The sequence below is a fragment of the Arthrobacter sp. MYb224 genome, from assembly GCF_002975455.1.
Classification (GTDB): Bacteria; Actinomycetota; Actinomycetes; order Actinomycetales; family Micrococcaceae; genus Glutamicibacter.
The window spans coordinates 69,084-94,743 of the sequence record NZ_PCPU01000002.1 but is presented as its reverse complement, the minus strand read 5'-3'; the positions used below and the strand labels follow the sequence as shown (position 1 = coordinate 94,743).

The following is a 25,660-nucleotide window of genomic DNA, read 5'->3' as shown; positions in this document are numbered from 1 at the left end:
GAATTGGATTCGGTTGAATGGGCGGTACCGGAATTACTGCAGGTGGATGAGTCCATGCCGAACAAGGAAATCGCCGCCAAGGTCGAAGTAGCCCCAACACCTGCTTGGAGCGGATCAGGTGGATGCGCCGCAATGGCTCCGTCGAGGCCGCTTGCGCCCATGCGCTGCCGAGTCTGCAAGGCGAGGGCGAGCAGGCATTCTTGGGCATCCAGATCCGTCCTCATGCCCGCGACACCGCCAACGACTTCGCGCAGACGGCACCGGCCTTGCCCGAAACTCTCGCGCTGTACAACGTCAGCGGCAGCCAGGACTACCTGGTCCATGTCGCGGTGGCCAACAGCGGCGAGCTGCAGCACCTGATCATTGACGAGCTGCTCGCCCTGCCCCTGGTCGCGCACTGCGAGCTGTTATCTCTTCCTCAGGACATCTCCACTGGTCCTGGCAGGCCTGGCCCGGTGACAAGATCAATGACGCCACTCCAATCGAAGCCCATGAGGAGCTTGCCCTGCCGAATTACGGCCGGCCCTTCAACGACCCTTCCGGATTGGCCGCTGGCACGAATCCTGCTTCTTGATACGGCTTCACAAATTGCATCTCTGAGCGCGCCTTTTACGAGGCACCGAGATCGATCTTTCAGGGAAGAAAAGTGCCCTCCGCGCATCGCACGCAGGGCACTGTTCAAACACCACTGAGGCCAGCTGGCTACTTGGTGGCCGGCCGTTTGCTCTTGGCTCGATGAATCCAGCCAACGACCAGGTCCGCGAGCAGGAACAGGGCCAGGCTGATCCCCATAAGAGGCAGGAAGACGCCGACGGCAGCTGCAGCCAGCAAGACCAACGGGATGCCCCACCATGGGGCGCGGGTTAAGCCGCCACGTGCAGGAGCTTTGCCCATGCGTAGTGCGGGATTCTTCGTGGGGCGGCGCTTCCACCACATCGCATAGCCCAGCACCACCATGGAGGCGATGGCCGAGGCGACCAGGAACAACAGGATCTGGTTGGGAAGTCCGAACATGGAGCCCATGTGGATATCGATTCCCCATCGCGAGAGTTTCGCGGCGAGGCTGAACTCCCTGAAATCAACACGGTCCACGACGTCCAGTGTTTGCCCATTGATAGAGACCGCGTCGACTTCGGTCGGGTAGGACCGCTGGATCTCTTGGACCACCCACGCCTTTCCTTTCGCGGCTGGCGGCTTGATCTCAACCAGTCCCGTATTGACGTTGACTTCCTTGGCGATCGAGAGCATGGTATCGAATGCCGCCGGGTTCACCGAGTCGCCGGTTGGCGCGGGCGCGGCCCCGTGGTGATGGGCGTGCTCATCACCTGCACTGCCCTCCGCGGCAGACAGCTCCGTGCCCACCGAGGGGGTTCCCCAGTTCAGCGCGGCGCGCAGCTCACTGACATTCGCGCCACCGTAGGTCGACCAGGTGATGCCGGTGGCGGAGAGGAAGAATGCGCCGAGCAAGACCCAGATCCCTAGCGATCCATGCCAGCTGGCCAGGCGCCGGTAGCCTTTTGCCTTGACAGCGGGGCGGATGAGGTCTTTTTTTCGCTTGGTTTTCCTGATGCGCAGAATCCACAGGCCAAATCCTGCCAGGGCGATAACTCCCAGCCAGGAGGCTGCCAGTTCGCTATACATGCGCCCCGGCTCACCGAGCTGCAGGTTGCGGTGCAACTGGTCAATCCAGGTCCGCAGGGGCAGCGCACCGCTGGTCCCGTAGGCGGTCAAGTCTCCGCGGATTTCAGCGGTGGCCGGGTCGATGAAAATGGCCCTGGTTTCGCTGGCTCCCAGGTTCTCGTCCGCATACATCACCCTGGTGGTATCACCGGGGTGCGGTGCCGGGCGAACCGCAACCAGCGCATCATCACTGCCCAGGTAGGTGTTGGCCGCCTCAACTTGATCGGCCAGCGGCAAATAGGAATCAGCTATCGGCGCGCGCAGCTGATCGGCATAGACAGCCTGTTCGATTTGCGGAGTAATTGCATACAAGGCGCCGCTCACCGCGGCCACAAGGATAAACGGGCCGATGAAGATTCCCGCATAGAAGTGCAGCCGTAGCAGCAGCTGGCCGAGCCATCCCTTTCGGGTGGGCCCCGAAGGCACGGGCGGTGGCTGGGATTCCGGGGTCGTGGTTTCCAGAAAAGTCATGAACGGTCCTTGAGGGAAAAGTAGGAAGAGTACAGGTGGCTAGGCTGCGAAAAGGGTTTCACCGATGAATCCTCCTTCGGCGCAGCCCGGGGGGATCAGGAAGACGGCCGAGCCGATGGGAGTCGTCCACTGGTTCAGCGCGTCAAGGTCCGATAGGCGTTGCTGCATCGGGGTGTATTGCTTGGCCACGCTCTTTTGGTAGGACACGAAGATCAGCCCCGAATTGGAGATGTCATTCCCGTTGGGCGGCTCGTCGTAGTTGTATCCACGCCGGAAGATCCGCTCGTTCGTGTTATCGGACCGGGCTCTGCGGATGTGCGCCTGCGCGGCGATGACCGTGAACCCCAAGGCGTTGGTCGCTTCGAAGTCAGGCTCATCGTGTTCTTGGGTTCCCGTGGTCGGAGCTCCGTTGCCCAGGGTCCGCCCAACACTGAATTCCCGGCCGGAGCGGTCAAGCTCATCCCAGGTATCAACATCCATTCGGATGCGCCGAAGGACCATGGTGGTGCTCCCATCCGCGTTCCACACCACAGAGTTGAAATCCTCCGAACCGGGGATGGGATTCACGGTCCCGTCGACTTGTCCGAACAGATTCCGCATCGTGGTGCCGCTGGCCTCGGATCCCCGTGATCGGCGGAACCCGGACTGCACCCATTTCACCGAGGCAAACCGGCGGGCATCCTTGAGCATCATCCGTTGGGCATGCGCAACGGACAATGGATCGTCCGAAGCGATATGCAGCAGCAGATCCCCATCGTTCCAGCGTTCTTCGAGCCGGTCGATCTTGAACCCCGGCAACGGTTGGCCTTCGCTGGCCGAGGACCCCGCGAGTTCCATGAGTTTCGGACCGAATCCGAAGGTCACGGTGAGCCGTGCTGGAACCGTGCCCAGTTCCGGTTCGGTGTCTGCCAAGGCCGCTTGGCCTTGGGTGAGCCTTGCCGCGTCATCGCTGAGCAACCGGAGCAGGCGTTGCAGGGACTCGTGGTCAAGGTCATCGCGCAAATCCAACGCGATGTAGTTGGCGTGGGCTTGGGGCTCGGTGGCGATTCCTGCCTGGTGTTCGCCGTAGAACGGAATCACGGTTTGGCCGTGCAACGGCTCCGAAGCGCCGGCTGGCGCAGCAGCGCCGGCCAGGGAGTCGATCCCCAGAGCGGCGATCGCTCCCAGTCCGGCTGCGGCGCCGCCGAACAGAATTCCTCGCCTGCTAGGGCCTGATTTGGCGGGTGTGTCTTCGTGTGGCATTAGTGATCGTGGGCGCTTTCGGATGCGGAGTCGCCCTTGTCCAACTCGTCATGACCCATGCCCTCGTGCTCGGAGCCCTCATAATTTTCATTCGCGCCGGCGAAGTCCTTCACCGGGGCGGTGATCTCGAAGCTGGTGTCATCGGAGAATTCCAGGCTCATGTTCACGACGCTGCCGGGCTTGAGCGGTTCGGCGAGGTCCATGAGCATGATGTGGCTTCCCCCTGGTTCAAGATGCAGTTCGCCGTGGGCGGGGATGGTGAATCCGCCAGTTTTTTCGCGCATCACCATGGCCCCGGATTCGTTGGCTACCGTTTCGTGCAGTTCCAGATCGCTGGAGGCCGGGCTCGTGACCGAGGTGACGGTGATGTCCTGGTCTCCGGTGTTTTCAATTGTGCCGAATCCCGCCGACATCCCCTCGTCGATAGCCTTCACCCATGGATCTTTCATGGTGACAGAAGCGCCAGCTGGAGCCGGGTTGCTGTTAGCAGCAGGGGTGGCGGCGCAACCCGCCAAGGCGATCAACGCGGCAGCGGATAGGGCAGTGGTGCGCAGGGCAAAAGAAGTTTTCACGGTTCATCCTAGGAAAATGAGGGAAGCACAAATAGGGTGCTCCGAATCAGTGCTGCTGTGGAGCCTGAAAACACCGATGTTGCTATCGGCGGTCAGGGAACATTGTGCTGGGCACAGCAGGGGAGAAAAAAGCCCTGGTCGAATAGGGCTTGCGAAGGTGCGGTGCGAGGCAGGACTGGTTGGCCTCCGGGGTTCAGGACGGAGGACGCACTGGAGACTGGAAAGGCAACGCTGATAGAACGAACTCAGTGAGATTCGTTCGCCAGCATGCTTTCAGGAAAAATCATTGTGCACGAGCGCAGTAGCTTGTCCTGGGATGGGACATGGCAGAGCCCGATTCCGGGTCCTTTGCAAACAGGAGCGGAAAAGTCGCAGCCCAGAAGGACTGCAAGGTTGTCTTACACCGTTGCCAGTACGGGCGGGCCCCTGCGAACGACAGACGTGGCATACACGGCCACCGTGCAGGCAGGGATTTCGCGCGGTTCCACAGGCGCTGTCTGCGGGCGCACTGGCTGATAAGCGAAGTTGACCAGGCGCCAGAAGAGTTTCCAGGTGAACAGGCCGATGATCTCCGAAGCCGCGATGAGTACCTGCTCGCTGCGGTGAAGCACCAGAACGGTAGCGAACCCCGCAAGGAAGTGCGCCAGCAGCATGCTGCCATCGCCGTGGCTTGCCATGGTGGTACTGGCCGAGCCGGTCACATCGACCGCCAGGGATATTCCATGATGTGCGTGGATGCCTTGCCCCGCGGTTGAAAGAGCGGAATGACCTGCTCCCATGGAGAACAGGAGGTGGAAGAGCATCTGGCTGAACCCCACCATGATGGACAACCGCCAGAACGTGAACCGTTTGCCGCTGAGCAAGATGCAGACCATGAGCGACAGGGACAGCGGTAGCGCGATGTTCAGGATGTCCGGTATGGCTCCGCCCGCAAGTACGTGGGAAACCAGAGAAACGGACGTCGCGAAGAACGCGGCGGCGGTGCCTCTGAGAGCACGTGTTGAACGGGAGGATTTTTGCACACCACCAGTATTACAGACCGGGCACCGTATTTCGACATCCTGTAAAACTCTAGAATACGGCCCTCTTGCTCCGGGGTGCAGTCATTTCCGCAGACGAGGGCGGACCCCGCAAGCCAACCCTGGCACGTTGAAGGATCGATACCGTGCTCGCGCGGCGGTCATCCCGGTGCCAAGGCGGTGCCGGTCTTCAAAATTTCGGGCATAGCCTACCGGGGGTACCGGCGGTATTGCCGGGGTGAAGCGTTCCGTGCAGCTCCGAATGTCGCGGGCCTGTCCGTTGTGCCTGTCTGGGACTTGGCGTGCTGCACACGATCCCTTGAATCCACCAACTCAGAATGGCTCGCTGACCGACAGTACCCTCAACCCGTGGCACCACTCGCCCGTCACGGATGACGGTGCGGTCGGCGCCGCGCTCCATGACGGCCGAGGCAACCGTCTGGCCATCCATCAGCACTAGGTCCGCACGGTCTCCCACGGCTATGCCCGGTCGGTCGGCCACGGACGCCAGCCGCGGCATCTCGCGCTTCATGATCGACGCGCCGCCCATGGCGGCCACGGCGAGCGCATGTTCGATCTGCTCGTCTTTGGGCATGCCGTACACGAAGGCCAGCTGCCAGGTCCGGTCCAGCATCTCGCAATTGACATAAGGGCTCCAATAGTCCCATTGCCCGTCCTTTCCCAGCCCGAAGCGCACCACGGGTTCGGCCAGGCCCAGCAGCGGCAGGAGGGTGGAGGTGCTCGGTGCGACCGAGGTCAGCGAGAAGTCCAGCTCGGCGAAGGTGTCGCTCAGCTTCCGACTGGTGGCTTCGCCGACTGCGCCCAGTCCATAGGCGTGGGACAGGTTGACCCTGCCTTCCATGCCCAGCGCCCGGGTGCGCTCGGCAATCAGTTCCGCGGAAAAGACTCCCTGCGTGCCCGCCTCGTGCAGGTGGATGCCGATGTCCACCTGCACGAGGCGGCCAAGCCGAACACCACATCCAAATGGCGGACCGGGTCGCGGTCCAGCTCGCAGGGATCGATGCCGACCATGAAGTCGGCACCTGCCTTGAGCGCGTCTTCCAAGTATTTCCCTGTGCCCGGCTCCCGAAGGATGCCGGGCACAGGGAAGACCATGATCTGCACGTCGGCCTCGTTGGCGAATTTCTCCTTGATGGCTACCACGGCTTCATATTTCACGAGCATGCAGCCCACGTCCACCTGGGCAAAGGTACGCCAACTGGTGGTGCCGCGGGCGATCATCCGTTCCAGGGTTCCGGCCACGCGCTCGGGCAATCCAATTTCCACGTCGCGCCAGTTCTCCCGGTCGTTGCCCATCATGCCCCGGACCCCGGGACGGCTGGTGTGCTCGCGGAAGGGCAAGCCGACGCGGGTCGAGTCCAGGTGCACATGCTGGTCACCAATCGGTAGGTTTCGGTGCGTCTGGTTGTCTCGGCATGCACGGTGATGTTCGCGGTGAGCCCCCGCACCGGTTGTCCGGCCAGCACTGAAAGATAGAATCCGTCCGGCAGTATCTGGCGCACCGGCAGCTGCCGTCCGAGCTTGACCCGCACCAGGAACTGCGTGCCGGTCTTCCGGAGCTGGTGCAGCAGCCCGGCGGAGGCGAAGTTCCGGTCGGCCATGATCAGCATCCCTTCATCCATGGAGCGCAGCAGCTGCGGGGTGTAGGTGGTTTCCCCGATGGTCGTCGGCCCGAACACGACATCCATGATGCTGCGCGTGCCGCAGGCGATCAACGCCAGCAGGCGGGCTTGCGGGTACCCGGTCCCGCCGTGGTGACCGGCATGCTTCGAGTATTTGTACCGGTTCTGCTCGATGTCCGCCAAGGTCAGGATCGTCCCATCGATCGCGCAGAGCCGGTACCGTCCGTAGAACGATCCTTCCCGGCTGGCCGTGGCGGTCGGGCCGCGCAGCGTGGCGTGGAAGAGCTCCAGCAGTGGGCAGGCCGATTGCCGGACGACGCGGATATGGCAGAAGCGCTCACCGGATATGTCATGGACCTTTTGGGCGAGAACAGCACCGCCGCCGTCTTCGAGTCGCACCTCTATGCCCTGGCCTACACCAGGCTGGCACTGCGCAAGGCCGCCGCGGATTGGGACCTCGGATTGACCCGGGTCCTGTGCCACCGCTCCGATGAGATCACCGGCAAGATGCTGGGCGTGGCATTGTGCGGCCTGCAGCTGCAGTTGGTCCTGTCCGATCAGATACCCGACCGGGAAGTAGTCGCGAAGATCTTCCGCCGCGCATTGGCCGGGGGCGCGGGCTAGTCGGGAAACCGACGGTCCGGGAGAACTGCGAGACCGCATCGATCTCGCCCGCCTGTTCTCCGTGCGAGCGCGAAACAACAGGTCATGCAGGCAGGCCCCGGGTCCCGGTGCCAGCCTGGTCAGGCTCGATTCCCTTTCGGCAAATGCGGCAGGAACGCCGGGGCTTCGAGGGACTGAGAATTCAATGCGCGCATGGATTACAGGCCCTCCAGCCGATACAACGCCAAAGCCATATGCAAGGAAGTGCGCGTGTCCGCATTCTCCACGTCGATGCCGAACTCCTCGTGCAACCGCCGAAGCCGCGCGTAGACGCTGGGGCGGCTAAGGTGCACCGACCTCGACAGTTCCGCGATATTTCCCGTGGCGCCCAGATATGCCTCCAGAATCGCCAGCAGCTCCGGCTCCTCTTTCAAAGGACCAAGCTGATCCCGAACGAAAGCTGCGCCCTCGGGGGTGCTCACGAGCGTCTGAAGTATCCAGCGGAACCCCAGATCGTGCGCCAGGTAGTACTTGGGCTTGCGCACCACCATGCTCAATGCCCCGCGCGCCACTCGATAGGCTTCGAGCAGTCCGTCCGTCGCGGCCCGCTTCAATGATTCGAAGCTTCCGGCAATTCCCATACTCCATTGCCGATGGCCAATTTCTGATTCAACGAGCCGGTAAGCTCTTTGCAGCAGCACCTCGGGGTGTTCATGAGAAGCCAAGCAGAACATCATTCCAACGGCTTCCGATTCGTCGCCTAGTCCATTGCGCACAATCACCGGGACCGGGAAATCCTCGAAGGCGATCCGCAATCTGCGAATCAGCGAACTGAGATCATTTTCTTCGTCTGCGCCCGAAGCAATGCACAACACCGCGGGAATCAGCTCCAGCACATCTGTGACCCCGAAAAGGCGCAGGCGCAGCCATGCGCCTTGTTCCGTTACGGTTTGATTGGTCCGCAGATCCGCAATGGCATCAGCCAAGAATTCCTGGCGCAGCAGGTGCAGCCGGTCAAGGTCTCCGCTCAGCTTTTGCCCGAGAATTCGGGAAAGCCGATCCAGGATGACCGCGAATCCTGCCGACTCGCGCCACAACGGGCAGACGATGCGTCCGACCCTCCGGCCATCGACGAATACTGGATTGTGCACCCACTGCTCGCCGGCCAGCTCAAAACGGCCTTGCTCCAACCCCCATGCTCGCTGGCGAGACTGCGCATAAAGGGACATCTGCTCCATGCCTAAACCGCGCTGGAACAGGACTACCGACAGCTCGTCTTCCAGGATCAGCGGCCTATCAAGCAGGTCCGCCGCGGTGCGGAGCAGATCAAGAGCCGAAAGCTGTTCGGCGACCGGAGAACTCAGAAAATCCGCCACCGCGTCGGGGCCGGAAACCACCATCGCGGATCGCGAAATCTCATTATAGGCTTCGATGATTTCGATGAAACGCGCGCGGTCATCGAGCAAGACCACGGGGAAGCTCATGGAAGTAGCCGCCGTGCGAAGTGCCGCCTTGACCGGGGCCTCGTCGGCCAAGAAGGAGAAGACCACTCCGCTGGCCCCGGAGCGATGGAGCTCGTCGAGGAACGCGGCTGCCTGTTCAACGGATTGACTCAACCCCAATCCCGAGCACAGGATCAGCTCCCCGCCCTCGATGAGTCCTGCCAGATCCGCGGATTCGGCGATGTGGATTCCGCGCACGTCATCGTCCAATCGTGTCCCGTCACCGAGGATGTGGGGACGCGATCTGTTGAACGCCGGGTTCTGAAGAAATTGGCGGATCGTCAAGGGCATTTACAGAGTGTAACACCGCGCTCCGCCAAGTGATTACAGTTCACCTGTTGCCCGGATCACATCCTGGCCGGAAGATGGATACAAGTCCGAAACGACCGAATACATCACGTCATACCCGGATTTATGGAATATCAAAGTACGCGGCCACCAGAGGAAACCCTCAACGGATGAGCCGCCGTCCGGCTCGATTCACCACACCGGGCCTTCAAGCAGCAACTCGAAAATCTACACAGAAGTGGTCGCCATGAACACTGCAAGCTCACACGACGCCACCCCCGACGAGCAGGCCTTCCTCACCGAACGAAGTCACGTGTGCGAAGACTTCGCAGCGCATGAAGCAACGCATCAAAATGGGCAGCTCTCCCGCGGCGAATACCTCGTCGTCGGACTCCTTCTCGCCATTGCCTACGTCTTGACCCTCGCACTCCAATAGCCTCTCGCCCGGAAATTCTGAGAATTCCGGACCCTCCTGAAAGCGAATTCACATGGATTACGCCATCGAAGCAGAACGCGGCAGGGCACCGCTCCCGCCGAGCAAGCGCCTCTGGGGCTTCTGGGAATACACCTGGGCCAACGCTGCACTTGCCATTGCCACCTGGGGTTTCCTGATCGGTGGGTCACTGGCGCTGGTGGTCGATGTTAAGCAAGGCTTGTCGGCAATCGTTCTTGGCAACGTTCTAGGAGTGCTGCTCGTCGGACTGGCGGTCTCGGTCAGCGCAGGCAAGTACGGCACCGAGCAATACACGTTCATGCGCAGCGTCTTCGGACACCACGGCAGCCGGCTGATCTACATCGTTGCCATGATCCTGCTCACCGTCGGCTGGCTGGTCGTGCTGGGCATCATGTTCGGCCGTTCCATCGACTCGGCCGTCTCCGTGGTGCTGCAACGCGAACCGGAGCCAACCGGCTGGCATATCTACGCGATCACCCTGGTTGCCATTGCCATCACCGCATTCGTCGTGGCCAAGGGCCCCACCTCCATCAAGGTCTTCAACACCATAGTCGCCCCGGCCCTGTTCCTGGTGATGGGCGTGATGATCTACATCTTCCTGAAGGATTCCAGCCTCGCCGAGCTCCTGTCCCTTCCGGCACTGAGTCAGCCGTTCGATTCGAACGCCGTGAACTTCATGATCGCCGTGGAAATCAACATCGCCGCAGGCTTCTCATGGTGGCCGTATCTGGGCAACCTGTCCCGCATCACCAAAAACGAGCGCGTGGCGTTCTGGCCAAACCTGATCGGAATCGGCGCAGCGGCCTCGCTTGGCGAAGCGGTGGGCCTGGTCGGCGCCATCAAGTTCGGCAGCGCGGACCCCACGCAGTGGATGACCGAGTCCGGCGGTTTGTGGCTCAGCGTGATCGTCCTGCTCTTCGTCGCTTTTGCCAACGTGACGAGCATGGCCAATATCCTGTACACCGCAGTGGTCGGATTACGGCAGATGTTCGACACGCTGCTCAGGAGATTCAGCTGGGAACAGCTGGTGGCAGGATTCTGTCTGGTCCCTGCCGTCGTCCTGTTCGTCCTTCCCGGACTCTACGACGGATTCATGGTCTTCCTAGTCTGGACCGCGGCGCTGTATAGCGCCCTGACCGGCATCATGATCGTGGACTACTTCATTCTGCGCCGCACGCACGTGGCGCTGAAGGACCTGTTCATCGAAGGCAAGGCCTCGCGCTACTACTTCACCGGCGGGTTCAACATCGCAGCGATGTCGGCCTTCGCCATCGGAGCCGCCGTCTTCACGGTGACCTTCAACCCGTATTCCTTCGAGCACAGCGAATGGTTCCGCTACACCACCGCTTCGCTGCTGGCCGCCGCCGCGGCCGGCAGCGTGTACTGGATCGCTTCAAGACTCTTCATCCTGCCCCGCGGACTGGGTGCGTACACCTCCGATTCGACCACTTCAACTACCACTAAATAGGAGCTGAACCGCAATGACCAATACCATGCTTGCCGCCTTCTACACCGAAGACAACGCCCCGCTCGACCTTCGCCAGACCCGGATCCCGACCCCGGGCAAGGGCGAAGTGCTGATCAAGATGGAAAGCTGCGGCGTCTGCCACACCGACGTGCATTTCTGGAAGGGCGAAGACGAACTACCTCGCGAGAAGCCGGCGATCCTGGGCCACGAAGGCGTGGGCACCGTGGCCGTCCGGGGCGAAGGCGCAGACCTTGCCCTCGGTGCCCGGGTGGGCGTCGGGTTCGTCTACGAGGCCTGCGGCAGCTGCCGCGAATGCCGCCGCGGCCTGGAAACCTACTGCCGCGATTCGAAGGCCACCGGAGTCCATGTAGATGGCTGCTTTTCCGAGTATGTCATCGCCCCGGCCGCCTGGGTCTCGCTGATCCCGGAAGAACTCTCCTCCGCGGATGCCGCACCGCTGCTCTGCGCAGGCGTCACCGCCTACAGCGCGGTCCGCAAGGCCCAGCTGGAGCCGGGGTCCGTCGCGGTGGTCTTCGGTCTGGGCGGCCTGGGCCAGTACGCCATTCAGTGCGCGGCCCTGTACGGCGCCAAGGTGATCGGCATCGACCTGGATCCCGCCAAGCTCGAAACCGCCAAGGAACTGGGCGCCTACGCCGCCTACATCCCGGGCGATGACGCGGTGGCGGCTATCCAGGCCCTGGGCGGCGCCGACGCCTGCCTGAGCTTCGCCCCCTCCCCTCAGGTCTTCCGCAGCATGTTCGATCTGGCCGCACCGACCGCTCGTTTCATCCAGGTGGCACTGCCCAATAAGCCGTTCAGCTTCGCCGCGGCAGAAATCATCGATCTGGGCATCACGATCATCGGCAGCGCCGACGGCACCCGGCTGGAGCGCGACCAGGTTCTCGCCCTCGCCAAGGAGGGCAAGATCAGGTCCACGATCAAGACCCTCCCCTTCGCCGAGATCAACGATGCCTTCCAGGCCCTGGACCGGGGGCAGGCCGAAGGCCGCCTCGTCGTCAACTACTAGAGCTCTTCGAGCACGAATCCTTTGGAGCAGACCATGACTTCGCCAATCAATACCGAGGCAGCAATGAAGACCTTCGAGAACCCGCAGGCCTACCTGGCCGCCTACAACGTACCCGCCGGCGTCCAGGAATTCCTGGGTCGCCAGCACGAGCTGTTCATCAACAACGTCTGGCGGCCGGCCTCCGACGGCGCCACCGTGGCGGTCATCGAGCCCTCCACCGGCCAGCAGGTCTCCACCCTTGCTAGCGCCACCGTCGAGGACCTGGAGGAAGCCGTCGCGGCGGCCCGCTGCGCCTTCGAATCCGGTGGGTGGGCTACGCAGACCCCGTTGGCCCGCGAACGCATGCTGCACCGCTTGGCGGACCTGATCGAAGCGCATTTCCAGGAGCTGGCCATCCTGGAATCCATCGACGTGGGCAAGCCTCTCGCCGAGGCCGAGATGGACATCCAGGGCACCATCGATACCTACCGCTACTTCGCAGGCTGGGCCTCGAAGATCTCCGGCCGCAGCGGCGAGCCAGCAGGACTCGAAGGCAACTACGTTGCCTATACCCGCAAGGAACCGGTCGGCGTCATCGGCGTCATCGTGCCGTGGAATTTCCCGTTGCAGACCTTGGCCTGGAAGCTGGGCGCGGCCCTGGCGGCCGGCTGCACCACAGTCGTCAAGCCGCCCGAGGTCACCTCGCTGACCACCCTGCGCTTCGCCGAATTGGCGCTGGAGGCCGGCATCCCGGCAGGGGTCATCAACATCCTCACCGGTAAGGGCTCCACCGTGGGCGCGGCGCTGGCCGCGCATCGGGGCATCGACAAGATCACCTTCACCGGATCTACCAAAACCGGGATGTCGGTGGGCCATGCGGCCCTGGAGAACATGACCCGTATGACCCTGGAACTGGGCGGCAAGTCCGCGGTCCTGGTCTTCGAGGACTGCGATCTGGACAAGGCCGTGGAAGAAGTCGCCTTTGGCATTTTCTTCAACGCCGGGCAGATCTGCGACGCCGGTTCGCGCTTGTACGTGCAGAGCTCGATCTACGACGAGTTCATGGACAAGCTGGTTGTCAACGCCAAATCATGGAAACTGGGCCCGGGCCTGGATCCGGAAGCCACCATCGGCCCACTGGTCTCCGAGGCCCAGTACCGTTCGGTGACCGACCTGATCAGAGCCGGTGTGGAGGAAGGCGCCAAGCTATTGTGCGGCGGCCCAATCGACGACGGCGCCACCAACTACGTGGCGCCGGTGATCTTCGGAGACTGCACCAACCAAATGGTCGTGGTGCGCGAGGAGATCTTCGGCCCGGTTCTGGTGGCCCAGCGATTCTCCACCGAACAGGAGGCGCTGGCCCTGGCCAACGACAGCGATTACGGCCTGGCCGCCACCATTTACTCACAGTCCCTGAACCGCGTGCACCAGTTATCCAAGGATCTGAAGGCCGGTTCCGTCTACGTCAACGCGCAGAGCTCCATCGACGCGGCCATGCCGTTCGGCGGCTACAAGAAATCCGGCTTCGGCCGCGATCTGGGCGCGGAACAGCTGGACTACGTCACCGAAACCAAAACCGTGTGGATCACCCTTCCATAGGCTGCGCAAAGAATTCCAAGGAGAACCATCATGGTTGATTTCGTCCCCGTCGGCCCCGTGCCCGCCACCGAGGTGCCACGCTACGCAGGCCTGGGCACCTTCGCCCGCCTGCCACAGCTTGGATCAGTGCCGGACTACGACGTCGCAATCGTCGGCGTACCCTTCGACGGCGGAACCTCGTTCCGCCCGGGAGCCCGCTTCGGCCCCTCCAACGTCCGCGAGGCCTCGCGCCTGCTGCGCCCGGGATTCCACCCCGAACTGCAGACCACCGCGGTCCAGTCCGCGCAGTTCGTGGATGCCGGGGATTTGTCCTGCACCCCCTATGACAACGCGCTGGCCGTGCAGCAGATCCAGGAGCAGGCCACCCGCCTGGTTGCCAAGGACAAGACCGTGATCGCCATCGGCGGCGACCACACCATTGCCCTGCCGATGATCCGCGCGACCGCGGCGGTGCACGGGCCGGTGGCCCTGCTGCACTTCGATGCACATCTGGACACCTGGGACACGTACTTCGGCGAGGAGATCACCCACGGCACAATGTTCCGGAGGGCCTTCGAAGAGGGGCTGCTGGTCGAGGAGCGCTCCATGCATGTGGGCATCCGCGGTCCGGTGTACGACAAGGACGACTTCATCCGCGACCACGAGTTCGGGTTCCAGATCATCCGTTGCTCGGACATCGACACGATGGGCATCCCCGCGGTCGTGCAGCGCATCAAGGACCGCATTGGCAACACCCCGGTGTACCTGTCAATCGACATCGATGTGCTCGATCCCGCCTATGCGCCGGGCACCGGCACCCCCGAGATGGGAGGCATGCACTCACGCGAGATCCTGCAGACCCTGCGCGGATTGGGAACCCTGAACATCGTCGGCGCCGATGTGGTGGAGGTCGCTCCGGCCTATGACCACGCGGACATCACCTCGCTGGCCGCGGCCACGCTGGTCTTCGAAATGATGTCGCTGCTGACCGCGAACAAGTAACGGGCAGTAATATGCTGGCAGCCGCCTGCTCACCGGATAATCCGGTGAGCAGGCGGCTGCCTCTGCGAGGCAGCACTACCAGCGATGGCCAATATGATGCAGTGCGCGGACCATGTAGCCCACGGCGTCGGGCATATGCCGCGCCTCGGTAGCCGCGAAGCCGATGAGCAGGGCCGGCGGAGCCGGCTGCTGCAGCACGTAGTCCCCCAGTGCATAGGTGTAGACCCCGCGGTCGGCCAGCTGCGCTGCCAAAAGCTGATCGTCGATTCCCGGCGGCAGTTTGGCGATCAAATGCATCCCCGCGTCCACCGGGCTGGCATGGATGAACGGATCCACCTGCCGGTGCAGTTCTTCCAACAACGCCGCCTGCCGGGTTTCGTAGATTTTCCGGGTGCGTCGGATATGCGAGTTCAGGTGCCCCTCGCGCAGGAAGTCGGCCGCGGCCGCCTGGATCAGTGTGGATGGACTCCGACCGGTCACGGAGATCGCGGCGCCGAAGGGCTGGACCAGGTCCTCTGGCAGCACCGCGTAGCCGACCCTGATAGAAGGGAACATGACTTTGCTGAACGATCCCACATGCACCACGTGCGCACCGCGATCCAGACCGAACAGCGGCGGCAAGTGCGCCCCGCGATAGCGCAGTTCGCTATCACTGTCATCCTCAATGATCCAACTGTTGCGCTCATTGGCCCAGGAGATCCACTCCATGCGACGGGCCAGGGACATGCGCACACCTAAGGGGTGCTGTCGGGCGGGAGTCAGGAACATGAGACGACCGGCCGGAAAGTCTTCCGTTGCGGCCAGGTTCGCACCCTGCTCATCAATAGGGACGCCGTGCACGGTGCAGCCGTTTGCCAGCATCGCCTTGGCCGCGGCGATGTGTCCCGGGTCCTCCATCCAGACGTGGTCCCCTGGATCGGTCATCAGCAGCATGAGCGCATTGAACGCCTGCTGCGCGCCGGTGGTGATGACGATCTGTTCGGCCGCCGGTGTGATGCCCCGAGAATCGCGCAGGTATTCGGCCACCGCTTCGCGCAGGGGCAGGTAACCCAGCGGCTCGCCGTAACCGAGCATGTCGATGGAGCGGCGTTCGCTGTGGCGAGCCACCAGGGTTTTCCAGGTGCGGGCGGGGAACAGGTCGGTCCCGACTTGGCTGGCCACGAAAGTTTCGGAGTCTTCCGGGTTCCAGGAGGTCAGCGCCTGCTTGTGCAGCTCGCTGCCGCGGGTTGAGGTGCTCAGCCCTGCGCGCACCGATAGTTCGGGGCGTCGAGACACCGGTGAGAAGCTGAAGTCGTTGTGCCATTCGTCGCCCACGTAGGTGCCATCGCCAGCTCTGGAACGCAGGAATCCTTCGCTGGCCAGAGCCTGGAACGCGTTAACCAAGGTAATCCGGGAAACATTGAGCTCGGTGCACAGGGTTCGGGTAGAGGGGAGCCTCGTGCCGCCGGGAAGCTGTCCGCTGAGGATCATGGTGCGGATCTGCGTGTAGATCTGTCGATGCAACGGGCTGTCTCCAGCTCGGTCCAGCCGCAGGTCGCCCAGCAACTTTCCTCCGCTTCCCTTCACCATGGATCCTTCTCCCCCCAGCAGCTTCGGACCGCAGGACACGGCCGACGACGGGCCAGCCCAGTATACCTTCGTATTCTATGGGCCGACCCGCCGTGAAATGCGCTGCCGAGGTCGCTAGGCGCCAGTGGTGACCTTTTTCGCCTTCTTAGCGGTCTTGGCCACCAGCATGGCGATCACGCTGCCGATTACTGCCAGCCCGCACATGATCGCGAAGACCAGATGGAATCCGGTGGCTCCCGGGTATGCGTCAAGGATCGCTCCGTAGATCAGGAATCCGAACATGCCCGGCGCATATCCGATGAGACAGGCAACGCCAAAGGCGGTGCCGCTGATCTGATCAGGGATGCCGACCTCATCCATCGGCGCCCAGAAAACACCGCGCATCGAGAACACGATCAATGAGAAGACCAGACAGGCAACCATGACCGGTACGGTGAATTTCTCGTCCTGTGGCAGGAAGACAATAAGCGCCATTACGGGAAGCAGGGCCAGAAAAGAATAGCTCAGGTACTTGCTGGAGCTCTTGACTTTCTTGTCGGCCAGGTAGCCGCCCAGCGGACCGCCGATGATCTTCAGTCCGTACTGGTTGATGATGCCGAAGATGCCTACCAGAGCCACCGGCAGTCCGTACACGGTGGACAGGTACGGAATGAAGTAGGTCAGCCCCACATAGACGATGTAAACCATGAACACGGTGAAGCTGACCAACCACAGCTGCGGCATGCGCGCAATCAGCTTCAAGGAATCCCCTACGGTCGGCTTGTGCGCCTTAGTCTCAGTTGCCGCGGCATCCTGGATGTCCGGCGCAGAATTGCCGCGCAACAGGAAGAAAAGCAGGATGCCGATCACGATATTGATCGAAGAGTAGGCGATGATCGCGGCACGGAATCCAGCGAGGCCCGAGCCCATGGCGATGAAGATTCCGAGGGCCGAGAACGCCACGATGGTATCGATGACACCGCGGCCACCCTCGAGGAAACCGAACATGCGTCCCTGCTCGTCGCCGTCGCCCAACTGTCTGACGCTCTTAAGCAGCGCTGGCCAGAACAGACAGTCCGAGCACACCGCGAGCAGCGCGAACACAACCATCATCATGTTGAAGTCCGGGAACGAGGCCATGTAGAAGCCGATGGCACCGGCGCCGATCAGGCCTGCACTGATTACGGTGCGGGTCTGGAAGCGGTCAGCCAGGTATCCGCCGACGACAAACAGGGCGGTGGCCACGATCGAGTTGATGCTTAACAGCAGTCCGATTTCGGTGTTGCTCAGCCCGAGGTGCTCCTGCATGGGGACATAGAAAACGTCCTTGAGATTGGCCAACTTGTAAATGGTGCCGCCGCCCATGATCAGCAGGACGAATTTGCCCCACTTGGCCTTGTTGATCGTTTTCATTAGCAGGTCTCCTGAAGAGTTTCGTTGCGGGCCGTGTCCTCGGACGCCGATTCCAGTCGGCACATGGCAAGTTCACGCAGTTGGGCAAGGACTGTTCGAACATAGGTCAGCTGGTTGACCGCCCACTGCGGCTCTTCAACCAGCATTTCGTCCAAGGTCAGTGAGGCCGGAAGGTCGGTAGTGCTCAGATCGCGGTAGGCGATGAACGGATCTTCCGGGTCATCTGCGCGGCGGAAAGCCGGAGCACGGTAATGGTTTTCCTGCTCTAGGGCGAAGGCGACCAACTGCGGTTCGTCCTCTCCCAAGAGCAAGAGGTCCATCAGCATGCGCGGGCTTGGCATGTCGTCGTCATCGCTGCCTTGCAATACCCCACGGTGGCCGAAGCCTCCATCTTCCGGCATGATCTTGATGCCCTTGAGATGAACTTGGCCGATGTGCGGAGCCAGGTGATTCAGCGCGTCCAAGGGGCGCTCGTAGGCGTTGATCATGTTCCCGAAGTCGAACAGTGCATGCAGCCGGGGATGGTTTGCACGTTCCAGGATTGCTGCGATTTCGAAGCTCTTGAATTCCTCGTGCTGTTCGAAGTAGAATTGAAGGTCGTATTTCTCGGCCAGCACGATCAGGTATTGCAAGTCGCTGTCGACCATGGTGAGAACCTCGGACAGCAGGCCTTCGTAGCGTGAATACACTCGGATGTGCTCGACGTTCAGGATCCGCGCAATGCGCACCACGTCGTCGAGGTCCGTCTTGTGGGTGCTGCTGATTTCCAGATGTACTTTGAGCCCCAGCTGGTGCGCGGTGGCTCCGAACTCCCGAAGCTCCGCGTCGCTGGCCTGCCCCAGGCTGCGCTCTTCGCCATCAAGCAGGTGGATGCAGACACCGTCCAGTTCATGCTCAAAAGCGTAGGTCAGCAGGTCGCTGGGGCGGTAGGTGCCATAAGTGAAATTTCCCAGTAGCGAGTAGGCATGCGCGAACAGAGGAATCGTGTCGATTCGATCGATTAGCTTCTGTGCCAATTGCGGCGTTAGCTCTGGAATCTGCTTCTGTTCGGCGGCATCTAGATTCATTGACAGAATCTTTGCGAATCGAGACTGTACGTTCAAGATTTCCTCCTCGGCTTCGGCGTGCTGCGCATCACCCGGTGTGCTGACTCTCATTTTTAGCAAGATATTAGTCATCGAGGTATGTCCATTATCGAGGCCAGGGTTAATACCAATGGCCTAGTCCAGGAGGCGCAACGCACGGTGCCTTGTGGGCATGGGAGCCATATTGCATCTCTTCCGATGATCTTGGCAGCCAAACGGGCAGAGGGTTAGGCCAACGTGACGTGGGACCATGAGCCGGAATCATGTGATTCAAAGACGAATCCATGTCCTTACCAAAGCACGAGCCTCCAAGAGCAAGACTTCCAAGCTTCCAATTACCCTCTGAAAAGCGAAGGATGCCGGTCGGCCAGCAACACCGCGGGCTACCGCATCGCGTCAGCTGACCGTTTCCTGCCCCGGGCATGTCGACGGGATCCGTGCGCTTACCCGCGGCCTGATCATGAACAGCTCGCAGCGCAATTGCAACCCACCTTCAAGAACTCGAACCTTAGCTGGTATGCCTGCACCGGCTTGGTCCGAGAACTCCAACGCACCAGCACCGACGAGCTTGGAACTGTAGCGGGCCGCCTGCCCGAGCGACTCCATATCGATCGGCAACAGGAGCCAGCTTGTAGCAGCCGACCGTTTTGATTCGCCTTTTCCCTTGGGCCGGCGCAACGTGTGAATTGCCCACAGATGTTGGTTCCTGCATTCCCAGTCCGACTTCTGGCGAGCAGTTCACTGCATTCGCGACCCTTCACGAACTTGGCAAGTGCGTATTGCGTCCCAGTTTTCCATAGGCTTGCGCTCTGCTTGTTCCCGACTGGATTCCCGCGGAGAGACGTCGCCCAGGCGCACTGCCAGTTACATCGCGGTGCCCGACTTCAGCAGTCGATGAAGAAATAGCCTCCATTCAGCCCATCCACCATGATGCGGTAGGACTTTCCGTCGAGTTTCGCGTCGAGCACCCAGTTCGGCTTCCACACCTTGTTGACGCTGCGGTGTTCCCGCACTCCGCCTTTCCACGCCAATCGGGCGCGGCGCAGCGCGGCGGTTGCCAGCAGCGACTTGGCTTTCTGCCGTGCGGTGTCGAAATCAATGGTGTTCCATTGCGGGTCTTGCACCGGGCTGAGCTGCGTGGCCCGGTCCGGATCGGCCGCCTGCCACGGGCCGCTGATAAAAGCCTTGCCGGTGTAGTAGTCCACCAGCGCGTGGGTCCTTCCGACGCGACCGGCCAGGTGCGAGACGTCGAAGATGAAACCGGCAAACGGGTGGTGCCGCAGTCGAGCGGAGGTCACCTCCAGGCCCGGAGCTTTCGCTTGCAATATCGACTGGGCATAGTCCTCATCGACCAAGGTGCGCAGCACCAGCTCACTCATTGCGGCCGGCCATTTCGGCTTGCCCCGCCAGCAACGCGTCCTGGCCGATGAGCATCTTCGTCGGGATCGGCCCGATCTTCGCCGTCTCGTCCAAGGCCCGGACGATGCGCTCTGGAACGGGGTGGTTCGCCTGGGAAGCCAAGCTGCCGATGATCATGGCCGCGGTGGAGGCCAAGATTCCGGTGACCATCGGATCGATGCCGGTGGCCTCCGGGGCACCCGATACCTGCCAGAGGACGGAAACTGCCGTGCCGGCGATCATCGAGGAGATAGCCCCGACGGTATTGGCCTTCTTCCACCAAACCGCGCAGACATACGCCGGGACAAAGGCGCTGCCAAGTACCGTGGTGGAGAAGATCACGATGGCCGCCACCGCAGGCGGTTCAAAGGCCGCAATGGCGAAACCAATGAGCGCCAGAGCCAGCACGGTGATGCGCGAGACCCACACCATCTGCCCGTCGCTCATTTTCTTGTTGATGAAGCGCGCGTAGATATCCTGGCTGGCAATGGTTCCGGCCTGCAGCAGCAACGCGTCGGCGGTAGACATGATGGCCGCCATGATCGCAGCCATCACGATGCCCACGGCAAAGGTCGGCAAGACCGCGTCGGCGACCTCGAAGATCGCGGTTTCCGGATTGGCCAGGTTAGGCAGCAGAATCAACGCGAACATGCCGACAAGGTACGGGCCGGGAATGAATAGCAGGTTGAAGATCAGCGAGTAGGCACCGGCGGTGCGGGCTACCGACGGCTTCTTCATGGCCATGTGGCTGACCACCACATGCGGCCACCCCATATAGCCAATCGAGAAGACCAGCAGCGCACCGATGATGACGCCCCACTGTCCTTGGAACCCGAGGTCGGCGCCCCACATGGTCAGCATATTCGGGTTGATGGCGCCAATGGCTTCGTTGCCCTTGGTGAAGCCGCCAATGGCGATCAGGGTGGCAATGAGGATCCAGACCATGCCCACCACCATGATGATGGCCTGGACGAAGTCGGTGTAGGCCACCGCGAGGTAGCCGCCGAGGAAGGTGTACAGCACGATCACCCCGATGGCGATAGCCAGCGCCACGGGGAAGGACACCCCGGTGACCATCTCCAGCCCGCGTCCCCCGGCAATGAACTGCGCCAGGACATAGAAGAACATGCAGAACAGCGCCACCGGGGCGGCGATCAGCCGGATCCATTTCGACGGGTAGCGGTGTTCCAGATATTCAATGGAGGTAATGGAACCCAGAATTTGGGACAGCTTGCGCATGCGACGGCCCAGGACCGAAAGGTTCAGGATGCCGCCGCCGAGATCGCCCAATGCGTACCACATGCCAAAGTAGCCCTGTGTGTAGCCCAGGGATCCGGCGCCCATGAACATGTAGCCGGACATCGAGGAACTTTGCAGCCGCAGGGCCGTCACGCCCGGGCCGATGCTGCGCCCTCCGAGCAGGAATCCCTCGGAGTCCTGCTGGCCCTTTTTCATCGCCCAGAAGCCAATACCTGCCATGGCAATGAAGTAGATGATGAGAAAGATGATTTCGAGGCTCACCGGTTGTCCTCCACGTCTTCACGCTTCCATCCGCGGCTGAGCCACATAAATACCGCCGTATAGATTACCCAGAGGGCCGGGACCCCAAGGATGACAACGGTCGTGAACGTTGGTAGACCAAACATCGACGCATTCCCCTTCCAAAGCCAAACATTCTGTATCGTGTGAACTGAATCACCAAAGATCCATGTCGTTGACAGTTTTACACAGCGAGAGGCTTACCAACAGTGACACTTGTCGGAAAAATGCCGGCCAATCGGACAGACTGTCCGGGCAATGCGATTCTCACCGTCGAACAGCTGCTGCAACTGCCCTGCATGCTGATCGGCAGTCCGCAGGTAATCGCCGATGCCCCGTCATTGAAGCGTCACATTGGCTGGGCGCATGTCTTGGAGAACCTCAACCCCGCCGCCTACCTGCGCGGCCAGGAGCTGGTCTTGACCACCGGCATCGGTTGGAGTGCACAGGCGGAGTTTGAACCGTTTGTTGCCGAATTAGTTGAGCTTCGAGCAGCGGCCTTGGTAGTGGAGCTCGGGGCCCATTGCCCCGAAGCCCCCGCGGGTCTTGTCCGCGCCTGCAAAGAGCAGCGCCTGCCATTGATTCTGCTGCACGAGCCGGTGGCATTCGTCGAGATCACCGAGACCTTGCATCAGCTGCTGTTCTCCGCGCAAACGCGGAGAATCGAAGCAGGCGGTGAAGTGACCGAGCATTTCACCGGCCTGATGCAATTAGGCGCCCCGGCCGCAACGGTCTTGAACGACTGCGCCAGGCTTCTTGGCTGTCCGGTGGTCTTCGAAGATTCCGGATACAACCTGCGGCGCTACGCCAGCACGGTGGAACTGCCAACGGATTTCTTTGACCACTGGCAGGATCGATCACGAGCCTTGCACCTCATGGGAAATACCGAGCGCCAGGTGATTCCGGTGCAAATCCATGGCAAGAATTTTGGCTCCTTGATCGCACCGGGCTCCGCCGCCCACCCGGCCGGCTCGCTGCATGTGCTGACCATGGCTGCCATCGCCTTGGGTACCGAGCTATTGCGCACAAGAGGTCCGGCACTGTGGAAGTTCGATACGGCCTGCGAGCTGCTCGACGATCTGCTCAATAGCCGGGAAACCAGTTTGAAGCTGCTGACCGGAAAATTTGAGGCTGCCGGATTCCCGGTCAGGCAACGGGCCCTGCGTGGCTTCGCTGTGCGGCTTGCTTCGGGGCAAGACCCGAAAGCCGCAGTGAAAGAATTTGAGCAGCATGCCGGAAATGGGATGAATCTAGTTATTGGTGCACTTCATTCACCAACGCCCAAACTCTTTGGCATCGTTTCGACCGCGAGCATCCAGCTGCAAGACGCCTTCCAGCAAGCGATGCGTCTAGCAGTGGAATCCCATGCCCTCGAAGGACCCCTCTATCTGGGCGAAATAGTTGCGGGGCTCGGGCAGATCCGGACCTCGATCGAGCAGGCTACCGAGGGCTGTGAACTGCGCTTGGAACCAAGCACTTCGGTAGTCTTGGCCGCCGACTACCCGCTGGCTCTACTCACCCATGAATTGCGCCACGAACCAGCCGTGCAACGCCTGCCACAGCAAGTGCTGGCGCCGATTTTGGCCTTGGAAGCCAACCGGCGCGATGAGTGCCTTCGCGTGCTCGAAGCCTATCTGGCCTCGCCAACCAACCGCTCCCAGGCAGCAACCCGCTGCCGGCTGTCGCGTTCGGTGTTCTACCAGCGCCTCGCGCTGCTGGAATCACTGCTTGAAGCGGATCTGAATGATGCGCGCACGCTGACGGTTCTGACGCTGAGCCTGAGCGTTTACCGGCAGAGCCAACGCCACTGACGGGACCCGATAGACAGCAGAATGCTCGTGGACCAATTACCACTAACGGTCCACGAGCATTCTTCAATGCCATACAGTGCACGGTCCTTCACGCGGAGCTCTCGGCATCGAGAGGCTAGCGTACGGGAAAACCTAGCGCAGCACCACGGTCCGTGAACCGTTGAGGAAAATCCGGTCTTCACAGTGCCATCGCACCGCGTCCGATAGCGCCTTGCATTCGGTATCCCGACCTGCAGCAACAAGATCCTCGGGCCCGTAGCTGTGATCAACGTTTTGGACCTGCTGGGCAATGATCGGCCCCTCATCCAATTCGCTGTTCACGTAGTGCGCCGTCGCGCCCACGGTCTTTACGCCACGCTCAAAGGCCTGGTGATACGGCTTGGCCCCCTTGAAGGACGGGAGGAATGAATGGTGGATGTTGATCGCGCGCCCGGTGAGCTGCCGGGTGAGATCATCGGAGAGGACCTGCATGTACCTGGCGAGCACCACCAAATCCACGTCGAAACGGTCAACGAGCTCCATGAGCCGGGCCTCTGCCTCCGGCTTGGTCTCGGCGGTGACCGGTACGTGGAAGAACGGTATTCCGTTCCATTCCACCTGCTGCCGGTGATCCGGGTGGTTGGAGACGACCGCTGCGATCTCGACCGGCAGTTCCCCCATGCGTGCGCGGAACAACAGGTCATGCAGGCAGTGACCGAACTTTGACACCATGATCACCACGCGCTTCTTCTTGCCCGAGGCCCGCAGGCCCCAAGTAGCGTCGTGCTCTGTCGCCAGATCGGTCAGACTTGACTCCAATTCGGCAATTTCGGCAGAAACGTTGGAAGTTTGGGACACTTCGAACTCAATGCGCATGAACAACGTTCCAGAACGCTGGTCATCATGCTGCTTCAGTTCCCGGATGTCCCCGTGGTGCTTCAACAGCAGACCGGTCACGGCATGGACAATCCCCGGGCGCTCTGCGCAGGTGAGGGTCAAGACATATTTATTGTTCAGTTCGGTCATTTTGCCGCTCCTTTGGTTCACCGAGATGACAGTGTCCCGTCATGCCTCGTACATTTCGTGGGGAATCGATGTGGTCTACGCCTGCGCTGTGTTGATCAACCACGCCCCTCTTCTAGCATTAGCTCACCAATGCCAGAAGTTCCGCACCCCTCCCAAACAGGGTATCGCTGCTGTGGGCAAAGATTTAGATTAGGGGTTTAGCCAATGCCTGCATCCCGCACGGGCCCAAGACCCGTTCCGAATGCGGAGGTTGTATTCTGCGTTTCAACTTCGGCAATCGACAGCTCAATCCCGGACCCCCATCCCTGATATATCAATAGCTGATCACAAGTCTATGTTCGCTGCATCACAGCGTCAATAAGAATCTAAGGGGATTTTTTATTGTCCCGAAAACCGCTGAATCAACCGATTCTGAAACCCCGAGAATCCTAGAACCCCTAGGCAAACGAGCGTATCTGCTTGGCTTGCAGGGCCGCCTGTGGCGGAAGCGCGGATCGGCCTCACCTTCCAACTGGCGCCGCTTCGGTGAGCGAGCTGCTCGCACCTAGCCCACAACGACTCTTCCGCAGCTCTGAGGAAGTGACCGATTGGCACTCGAGCGATACCCTTTGATTATTGGCAACTGATATATGACCAGTGAAGAGAGCGAAAACTTGATGCCCCCTAAGACCGCAGGCACCGATATGGGTACCCAATCGATGGCCGATCATGCCTACGGCGTACTTCGCGATCGTCTGGTGTTGCTCGAAATTGCTCCCACCCACCCAATTCATGAGCCGCAGCTAGCCGAAGAACTCGGCGTGGGACGCACTCCGATTCGGGAAGCGTTGAAACGGCTGGAAACGGATCACTTGGTGGTCTCCTACCCGCGCCGCGGCACCTTTGCCACGGCCGTTGACTTCCACGAGCTGAACCATATTTCCGAAATTCGCCAGACCCTCGAACCCCTGGCTGCCCGAAATGCGGCGGCTAACAAAGATGCCGGAATCAGAGCCGAGATCACCAACTACCTGGACACGATCGATGCCCTGGATGGGAGCGTCGATCAGCGTTCGCTGCTGCTGCTAGACGTGCAAATCCACCGGCTCATCTACAAAGCCAGCGCCAATAAGCACCTTGAGGAAACCCTCGTCCGCTTGGATAATCTGGTGACGCGGATCTGGTGCCTGGTGATTGACCAAATGCCACCGATCGCCGAGCACATCACCGAACATACGGCTTTGCTCCGCGCAATCCTCGAAGGCGAAGATGAGCTGGCGGCGCAGTTGGTGTCGGCACACGTCACGCACTTTGAACAGGCCTTGCGCCGCGCACCCTGACAGACCGAGCTACC

Annotated in this window: 23 protein-coding genes; 9 read left to right on the top strand and 14 right to left on the bottom strand. The window is 61.3% G+C overall.

The genetic code is table 11. The annotated features are described in order from the left end of the window. Positions 1–122 precede the first annotated feature (122 nt). Positions 123–692 carry an Lrp/AsnC family transcriptional regulator gene (locus tag CQ017_RS18535; RefSeq protein WP_219843906.1) on the top strand — a complete coding sequence of 190 codons (570 nt, stop codon included), beginning with the start codon at positions 123–125 and terminating at the stop codon, positions 690–692. A gap of 10 nt (positions 693–702) precedes the next feature. Here the strand turns inward: CQ017_RS18535 and CQ017_RS03680 are convergent, their stop codons facing one another. The 7 genes from CQ017_RS03680 to CQ017_RS18030 form a co-directional block, all read right to left on the bottom strand. Then, entirely contained in the window at positions 703–2,151 is a 1,449-nt protein-coding gene (locus CQ017_RS03680) for a PepSY domain-containing protein (RefSeq protein WP_170947721.1), read from the bottom strand. A gap of 39 nt (positions 2,152–2,190) precedes the next feature. Further along, entirely contained in the window at positions 2,191–3,393 is a 1,203-nt protein-coding gene (locus CQ017_RS03675) for a Dyp-type peroxidase (RefSeq protein ID WP_096254357.1), read from the bottom strand. After that, positions 3,393–3,965, bottom strand: coding sequence for a copper chaperone PCu(A)C (locus tag CQ017_RS03670; RefSeq protein WP_096254356.1), 573 nt, complete (start codon positions 3,963–3,965; stop codon positions 3,393–3,395). Before CQ017_RS03670 ends, CQ017_RS03675 begins: the two co-directional genes overlap by 1 nt. Positions 3,966–4,363: 398 nt before the next feature. Continuing rightward, on the bottom strand, positions 4,364–4,987 hold the full coding sequence (locus tag CQ017_RS03665) for a hypothetical protein (RefSeq protein ID WP_096254355.1): 624 nt from the start codon (positions 4,985–4,987) through the stop codon (positions 4,364–4,366). A gap of 187 nt (positions 4,988–5,174) precedes the next feature. Next, complete coding sequence (locus CQ017_RS03660) at positions 5,175–5,933, bottom strand: amidohydrolase family protein (protein ID WP_105552572.1); 759 nt, start codon at positions 5,931–5,933, stop codon at positions 5,175–5,177. Next, entirely contained in the window at positions 5,873–6,304 is a 432-nt protein-coding gene (locus CQ017_RS18315; RefSeq protein ID WP_240520446.1) for a hypothetical protein, read from the bottom strand. The genes CQ017_RS03660 and CQ017_RS18315 overlap by 61 nt, the downstream gene beginning before the upstream one ends. Next, positions 6,301–6,810 (bottom strand): transposase, encoded by a 510-nt coding sequence (locus CQ017_RS18030; RefSeq protein ID WP_181150486.1) that lies wholly within the window; start codon positions 6,808–6,810, stop codon positions 6,301–6,303. The genes CQ017_RS18315 and CQ017_RS18030 overlap by 4 nt, the downstream gene beginning before the upstream one ends. Here CQ017_RS18030 and CQ017_RS18025 point away from each other — a divergent pair. Further along, entirely contained in the window at positions 6,769–7,251 is a 483-nt protein-coding gene (locus CQ017_RS18025; protein WP_170947719.1) for a hypothetical protein, read from the top strand. The genes CQ017_RS18030 and CQ017_RS18025 overlap by 42 nt on opposite strands. Before the next feature lie 197 nt (positions 7,252–7,448). Here the strand turns inward: CQ017_RS18025 and CQ017_RS03645 are convergent, their stop codons facing one another. Continuing rightward, complete coding sequence (locus CQ017_RS03645; RefSeq protein ID WP_096254351.1) at positions 7,449–9,023, bottom strand: PucR family transcriptional regulator; 1,575 nt, start codon at positions 9,021–9,023, stop codon at positions 7,449–7,451. A 244-nt stretch (positions 9,024–9,267) separates the two neighbouring features. Between CQ017_RS03645 and CQ017_RS17810 the strand changes: the two genes are divergently transcribed. The 5 genes from CQ017_RS17810 to speB are packed head-to-tail and all read left to right on the top strand — an operon-like array spanning position 9,268 to position 14,528. Next, positions 9,268–9,456 carry a hypothetical protein gene (locus CQ017_RS17810; protein ID WP_146112421.1) on the top strand — a complete coding sequence of 63 codons (189 nt, stop codon included), beginning with the start codon at positions 9,268–9,270 and terminating at the stop codon, positions 9,454–9,456. Between the two features lie 52 nt (positions 9,457–9,508). Continuing rightward, on the top strand, positions 9,509–10,942 hold the full coding sequence (locus CQ017_RS03640) for a cytosine permease (protein ID WP_096254349.1): 1,434 nt from the start codon (positions 9,509–9,511) through the stop codon (positions 10,940–10,942). A gap of 13 nt (positions 10,943–10,955) precedes the next feature. Continuing rightward, a complete protein-coding gene (locus tag CQ017_RS03635) occupies positions 10,956–11,969 on the top strand; it encodes an alcohol dehydrogenase catalytic domain-containing protein (RefSeq protein ID WP_096254348.1) in 1,014 nt (337 codons plus the stop codon). Positions 11,970–12,002: 33 nt separating this feature from the next. After that, positions 12,003–13,547 carry an aldehyde dehydrogenase gene (locus CQ017_RS03630; RefSeq protein WP_219843905.1) on the top strand — a complete coding sequence of 515 codons (1,545 nt, stop codon included), beginning with the start codon at positions 12,003–12,005 and terminating at the stop codon, positions 13,545–13,547. Between the two features lie 30 nt (positions 13,548–13,577). Next, positions 13,578–14,528 (top strand): agmatinase, encoded by a 951-nt coding sequence (gene speB / locus CQ017_RS03625; RefSeq protein ID WP_096254347.1) that lies wholly within the window; start codon positions 13,578–13,580, stop codon positions 14,526–14,528. A 75-nt stretch (positions 14,529–14,603) separates the two neighbouring features. Here speB and CQ017_RS03620 read toward each other — a convergent pair whose 3' ends face one another. The 5 genes from CQ017_RS03620 to CQ017_RS03595 all read right to left on the bottom strand — a co-directional run bounded on the left by CQ017_RS03620 (position 14,604) and on the right by CQ017_RS03595 (position 21,493). Continuing rightward, positions 14,604–16,097, bottom strand: a complete 1,494-nt coding sequence (locus CQ017_RS03620) for a PLP-dependent aminotransferase family protein (protein ID WP_096254346.1) — start codon at positions 16,095–16,097, stop codon at positions 14,604–14,606. 114 nt (positions 16,098–16,211) lie between these two features. Beyond that, positions 16,212–17,489: an MFS transporter gene (locus tag CQ017_RS03615; RefSeq protein ID WP_105552570.1), complete on the bottom strand. Its 1,278-nt coding sequence runs from the start codon at positions 17,487–17,489 to the stop codon at positions 16,212–16,214. After that, positions 17,489–18,556, bottom strand: coding sequence for a sugar phosphate isomerase/epimerase (locus CQ017_RS03610; protein ID WP_219843904.1), 1,068 nt, complete (start codon positions 18,554–18,556; stop codon positions 17,489–17,491). The genes CQ017_RS03615 and CQ017_RS03610 overlap by 1 nt, the downstream gene beginning before the upstream one ends. Positions 18,557–19,458: 902 nt before the next feature. Further along, positions 19,459–19,953: a hypothetical protein gene (locus CQ017_RS03600; protein ID WP_105552568.1), complete on the bottom strand. Its 495-nt coding sequence runs from the start codon at positions 19,951–19,953 to the stop codon at positions 19,459–19,461. Next, on the bottom strand, positions 19,946–21,493 hold the full coding sequence (locus CQ017_RS03595; protein WP_105552567.1) for a sodium/proline symporter: 1,548 nt from the start codon (positions 21,491–21,493) through the stop codon (positions 19,946–19,948). Before CQ017_RS03595 ends, CQ017_RS03600 begins: the two co-directional genes overlap by 8 nt. Before the next feature lie 227 nt (positions 21,494–21,720). Here CQ017_RS03595 and CQ017_RS03590 point away from each other — a divergent pair, with 227 nt between their 5' ends. Beyond that, positions 21,721–23,322: a PucR family transcriptional regulator gene (locus CQ017_RS03590; RefSeq protein ID WP_146112420.1), complete on the top strand. Its 1,602-nt coding sequence runs from the start codon at positions 21,721–21,723 to the stop codon at positions 23,320–23,322. A 132-nt stretch (positions 23,323–23,454) separates the two neighbouring features. On the opposite strand, the gene purU is transcribed toward CQ017_RS03590, so the two are convergent. Further along, on the bottom strand, positions 23,455–24,327 hold the full coding sequence (purU, locus tag CQ017_RS03585; RefSeq protein ID WP_105552565.1) for a formyltetrahydrofolate deformylase: 873 nt from the start codon (positions 24,325–24,327) through the stop codon (positions 23,455–23,457). A 656-nt stretch (positions 24,328–24,983) separates the two neighbouring features. Between purU and CQ017_RS03580 the strand changes: the two genes are divergently transcribed. After that, positions 24,984–25,646: a GntR family transcriptional regulator gene (locus CQ017_RS03580; RefSeq protein WP_105552960.1), complete on the top strand. Its 663-nt coding sequence runs from the start codon at positions 24,984–24,986 to the stop codon at positions 25,644–25,646. Positions 25,647–25,660 lie beyond the last annotated feature (14 nt).

What these genes read in the sequence shown, in the direction of transcription:
- CQ017_RS18535 (WP_219843906.1), top strand. Translation starts at nt 123, where the DNA reads ATGCGCCGCAATGGCTCCGTCGAGGCCGCTTGCGCCCATGCGCTGCCG.
- CQ017_RS03680 (WP_170947721.1), bottom strand. Translation starts at nt 2,151, where the DNA reads ATGACTTTTCTGGAAACCACGACCCCGGAATCCCAGCCACCGCCCGTG.
- CQ017_RS03675 (WP_096254357.1), bottom strand. Translation starts at nt 3,393, where the DNA reads ATGCCACACGAAGACACACCCGCCAAATCAGGCCCTAGCAGGCGAGGA.
- CQ017_RS18315 (WP_240520446.1), bottom strand. Translation starts at nt 6,304, where the DNA reads ATGATGGGCAACGACCGGGAGAACTGGCGCGACGTGGAAATTGGATTG.
- CQ017_RS18025 (WP_170947719.1), top strand. Translation starts at nt 6,769, where the DNA reads ATGCTTCGAGTATTTGTACCGGTTCTGCTCGATGTCCGCCAAGGTCAG.
- CQ017_RS03645 (WP_096254351.1), bottom strand. Translation starts at nt 9,023, where the DNA reads ATGCCCTTGACGATCCGCCAATTTCTTCAGAACCCGGCGTTCAACAGA.
- CQ017_RS17810 (WP_146112421.1), top strand. Translation starts at nt 9,268, where the DNA reads ATGAACACTGCAAGCTCACACGACGCCACCCCCGACGAGCAGGCCTTC.
- CQ017_RS03640 (WP_096254349.1), top strand. Translation starts at nt 9,509, where the DNA reads ATGGATTACGCCATCGAAGCAGAACGCGGCAGGGCACCGCTCCCGCCG.
- CQ017_RS03635 (WP_096254348.1), top strand. Translation starts at nt 10,956, where the DNA reads ATGACCAATACCATGCTTGCCGCCTTCTACACCGAAGACAACGCCCCG.
- CQ017_RS03630 (WP_219843905.1), top strand. Translation starts at nt 12,003, where the DNA reads ATGACTTCGCCAATCAATACCGAGGCAGCAATGAAGACCTTCGAGAAC.
- speB (WP_096254347.1), top strand. Translation starts at nt 13,578, where the DNA reads ATGGTTGATTTCGTCCCCGTCGGCCCCGTGCCCGCCACCGAGGTGCCA.
- CQ017_RS03620 (WP_096254346.1), bottom strand. Translation starts at nt 16,097, where the DNA reads ATGGTGAAGGGAAGCGGAGGAAAGTTGCTGGGCGACCTGCGGCTGGAC.
- CQ017_RS03615 (WP_105552570.1), bottom strand. Translation starts at nt 17,489, where the DNA reads ATGAAAACGATCAACAAGGCCAAGTGGGGCAAATTCGTCCTGCTGATC.
- CQ017_RS03610 (WP_219843904.1), bottom strand. Translation starts at nt 18,556, where the DNA reads ATGAATCTAGATGCCGCCGAACAGAAGCAGATTCCAGAGCTAACGCCG.
- CQ017_RS03600 (WP_105552568.1), bottom strand. Translation starts at nt 19,953, where the DNA reads ATGAGTGAGCTGGTGCTGCGCACCTTGGTCGATGAGGACTATGCCCAG.
- purU (WP_105552565.1), bottom strand. Translation starts at nt 24,327, where the DNA reads ATGACCGAACTGAACAATAAATATGTCTTGACCCTCACCTGCGCAGAG.
- CQ017_RS03580 (WP_105552960.1), top strand. Translation starts at nt 24,984, where the DNA reads ATGCCCCCTAAGACCGCAGGCACCGATATGGGTACCCAATCGATGGCC.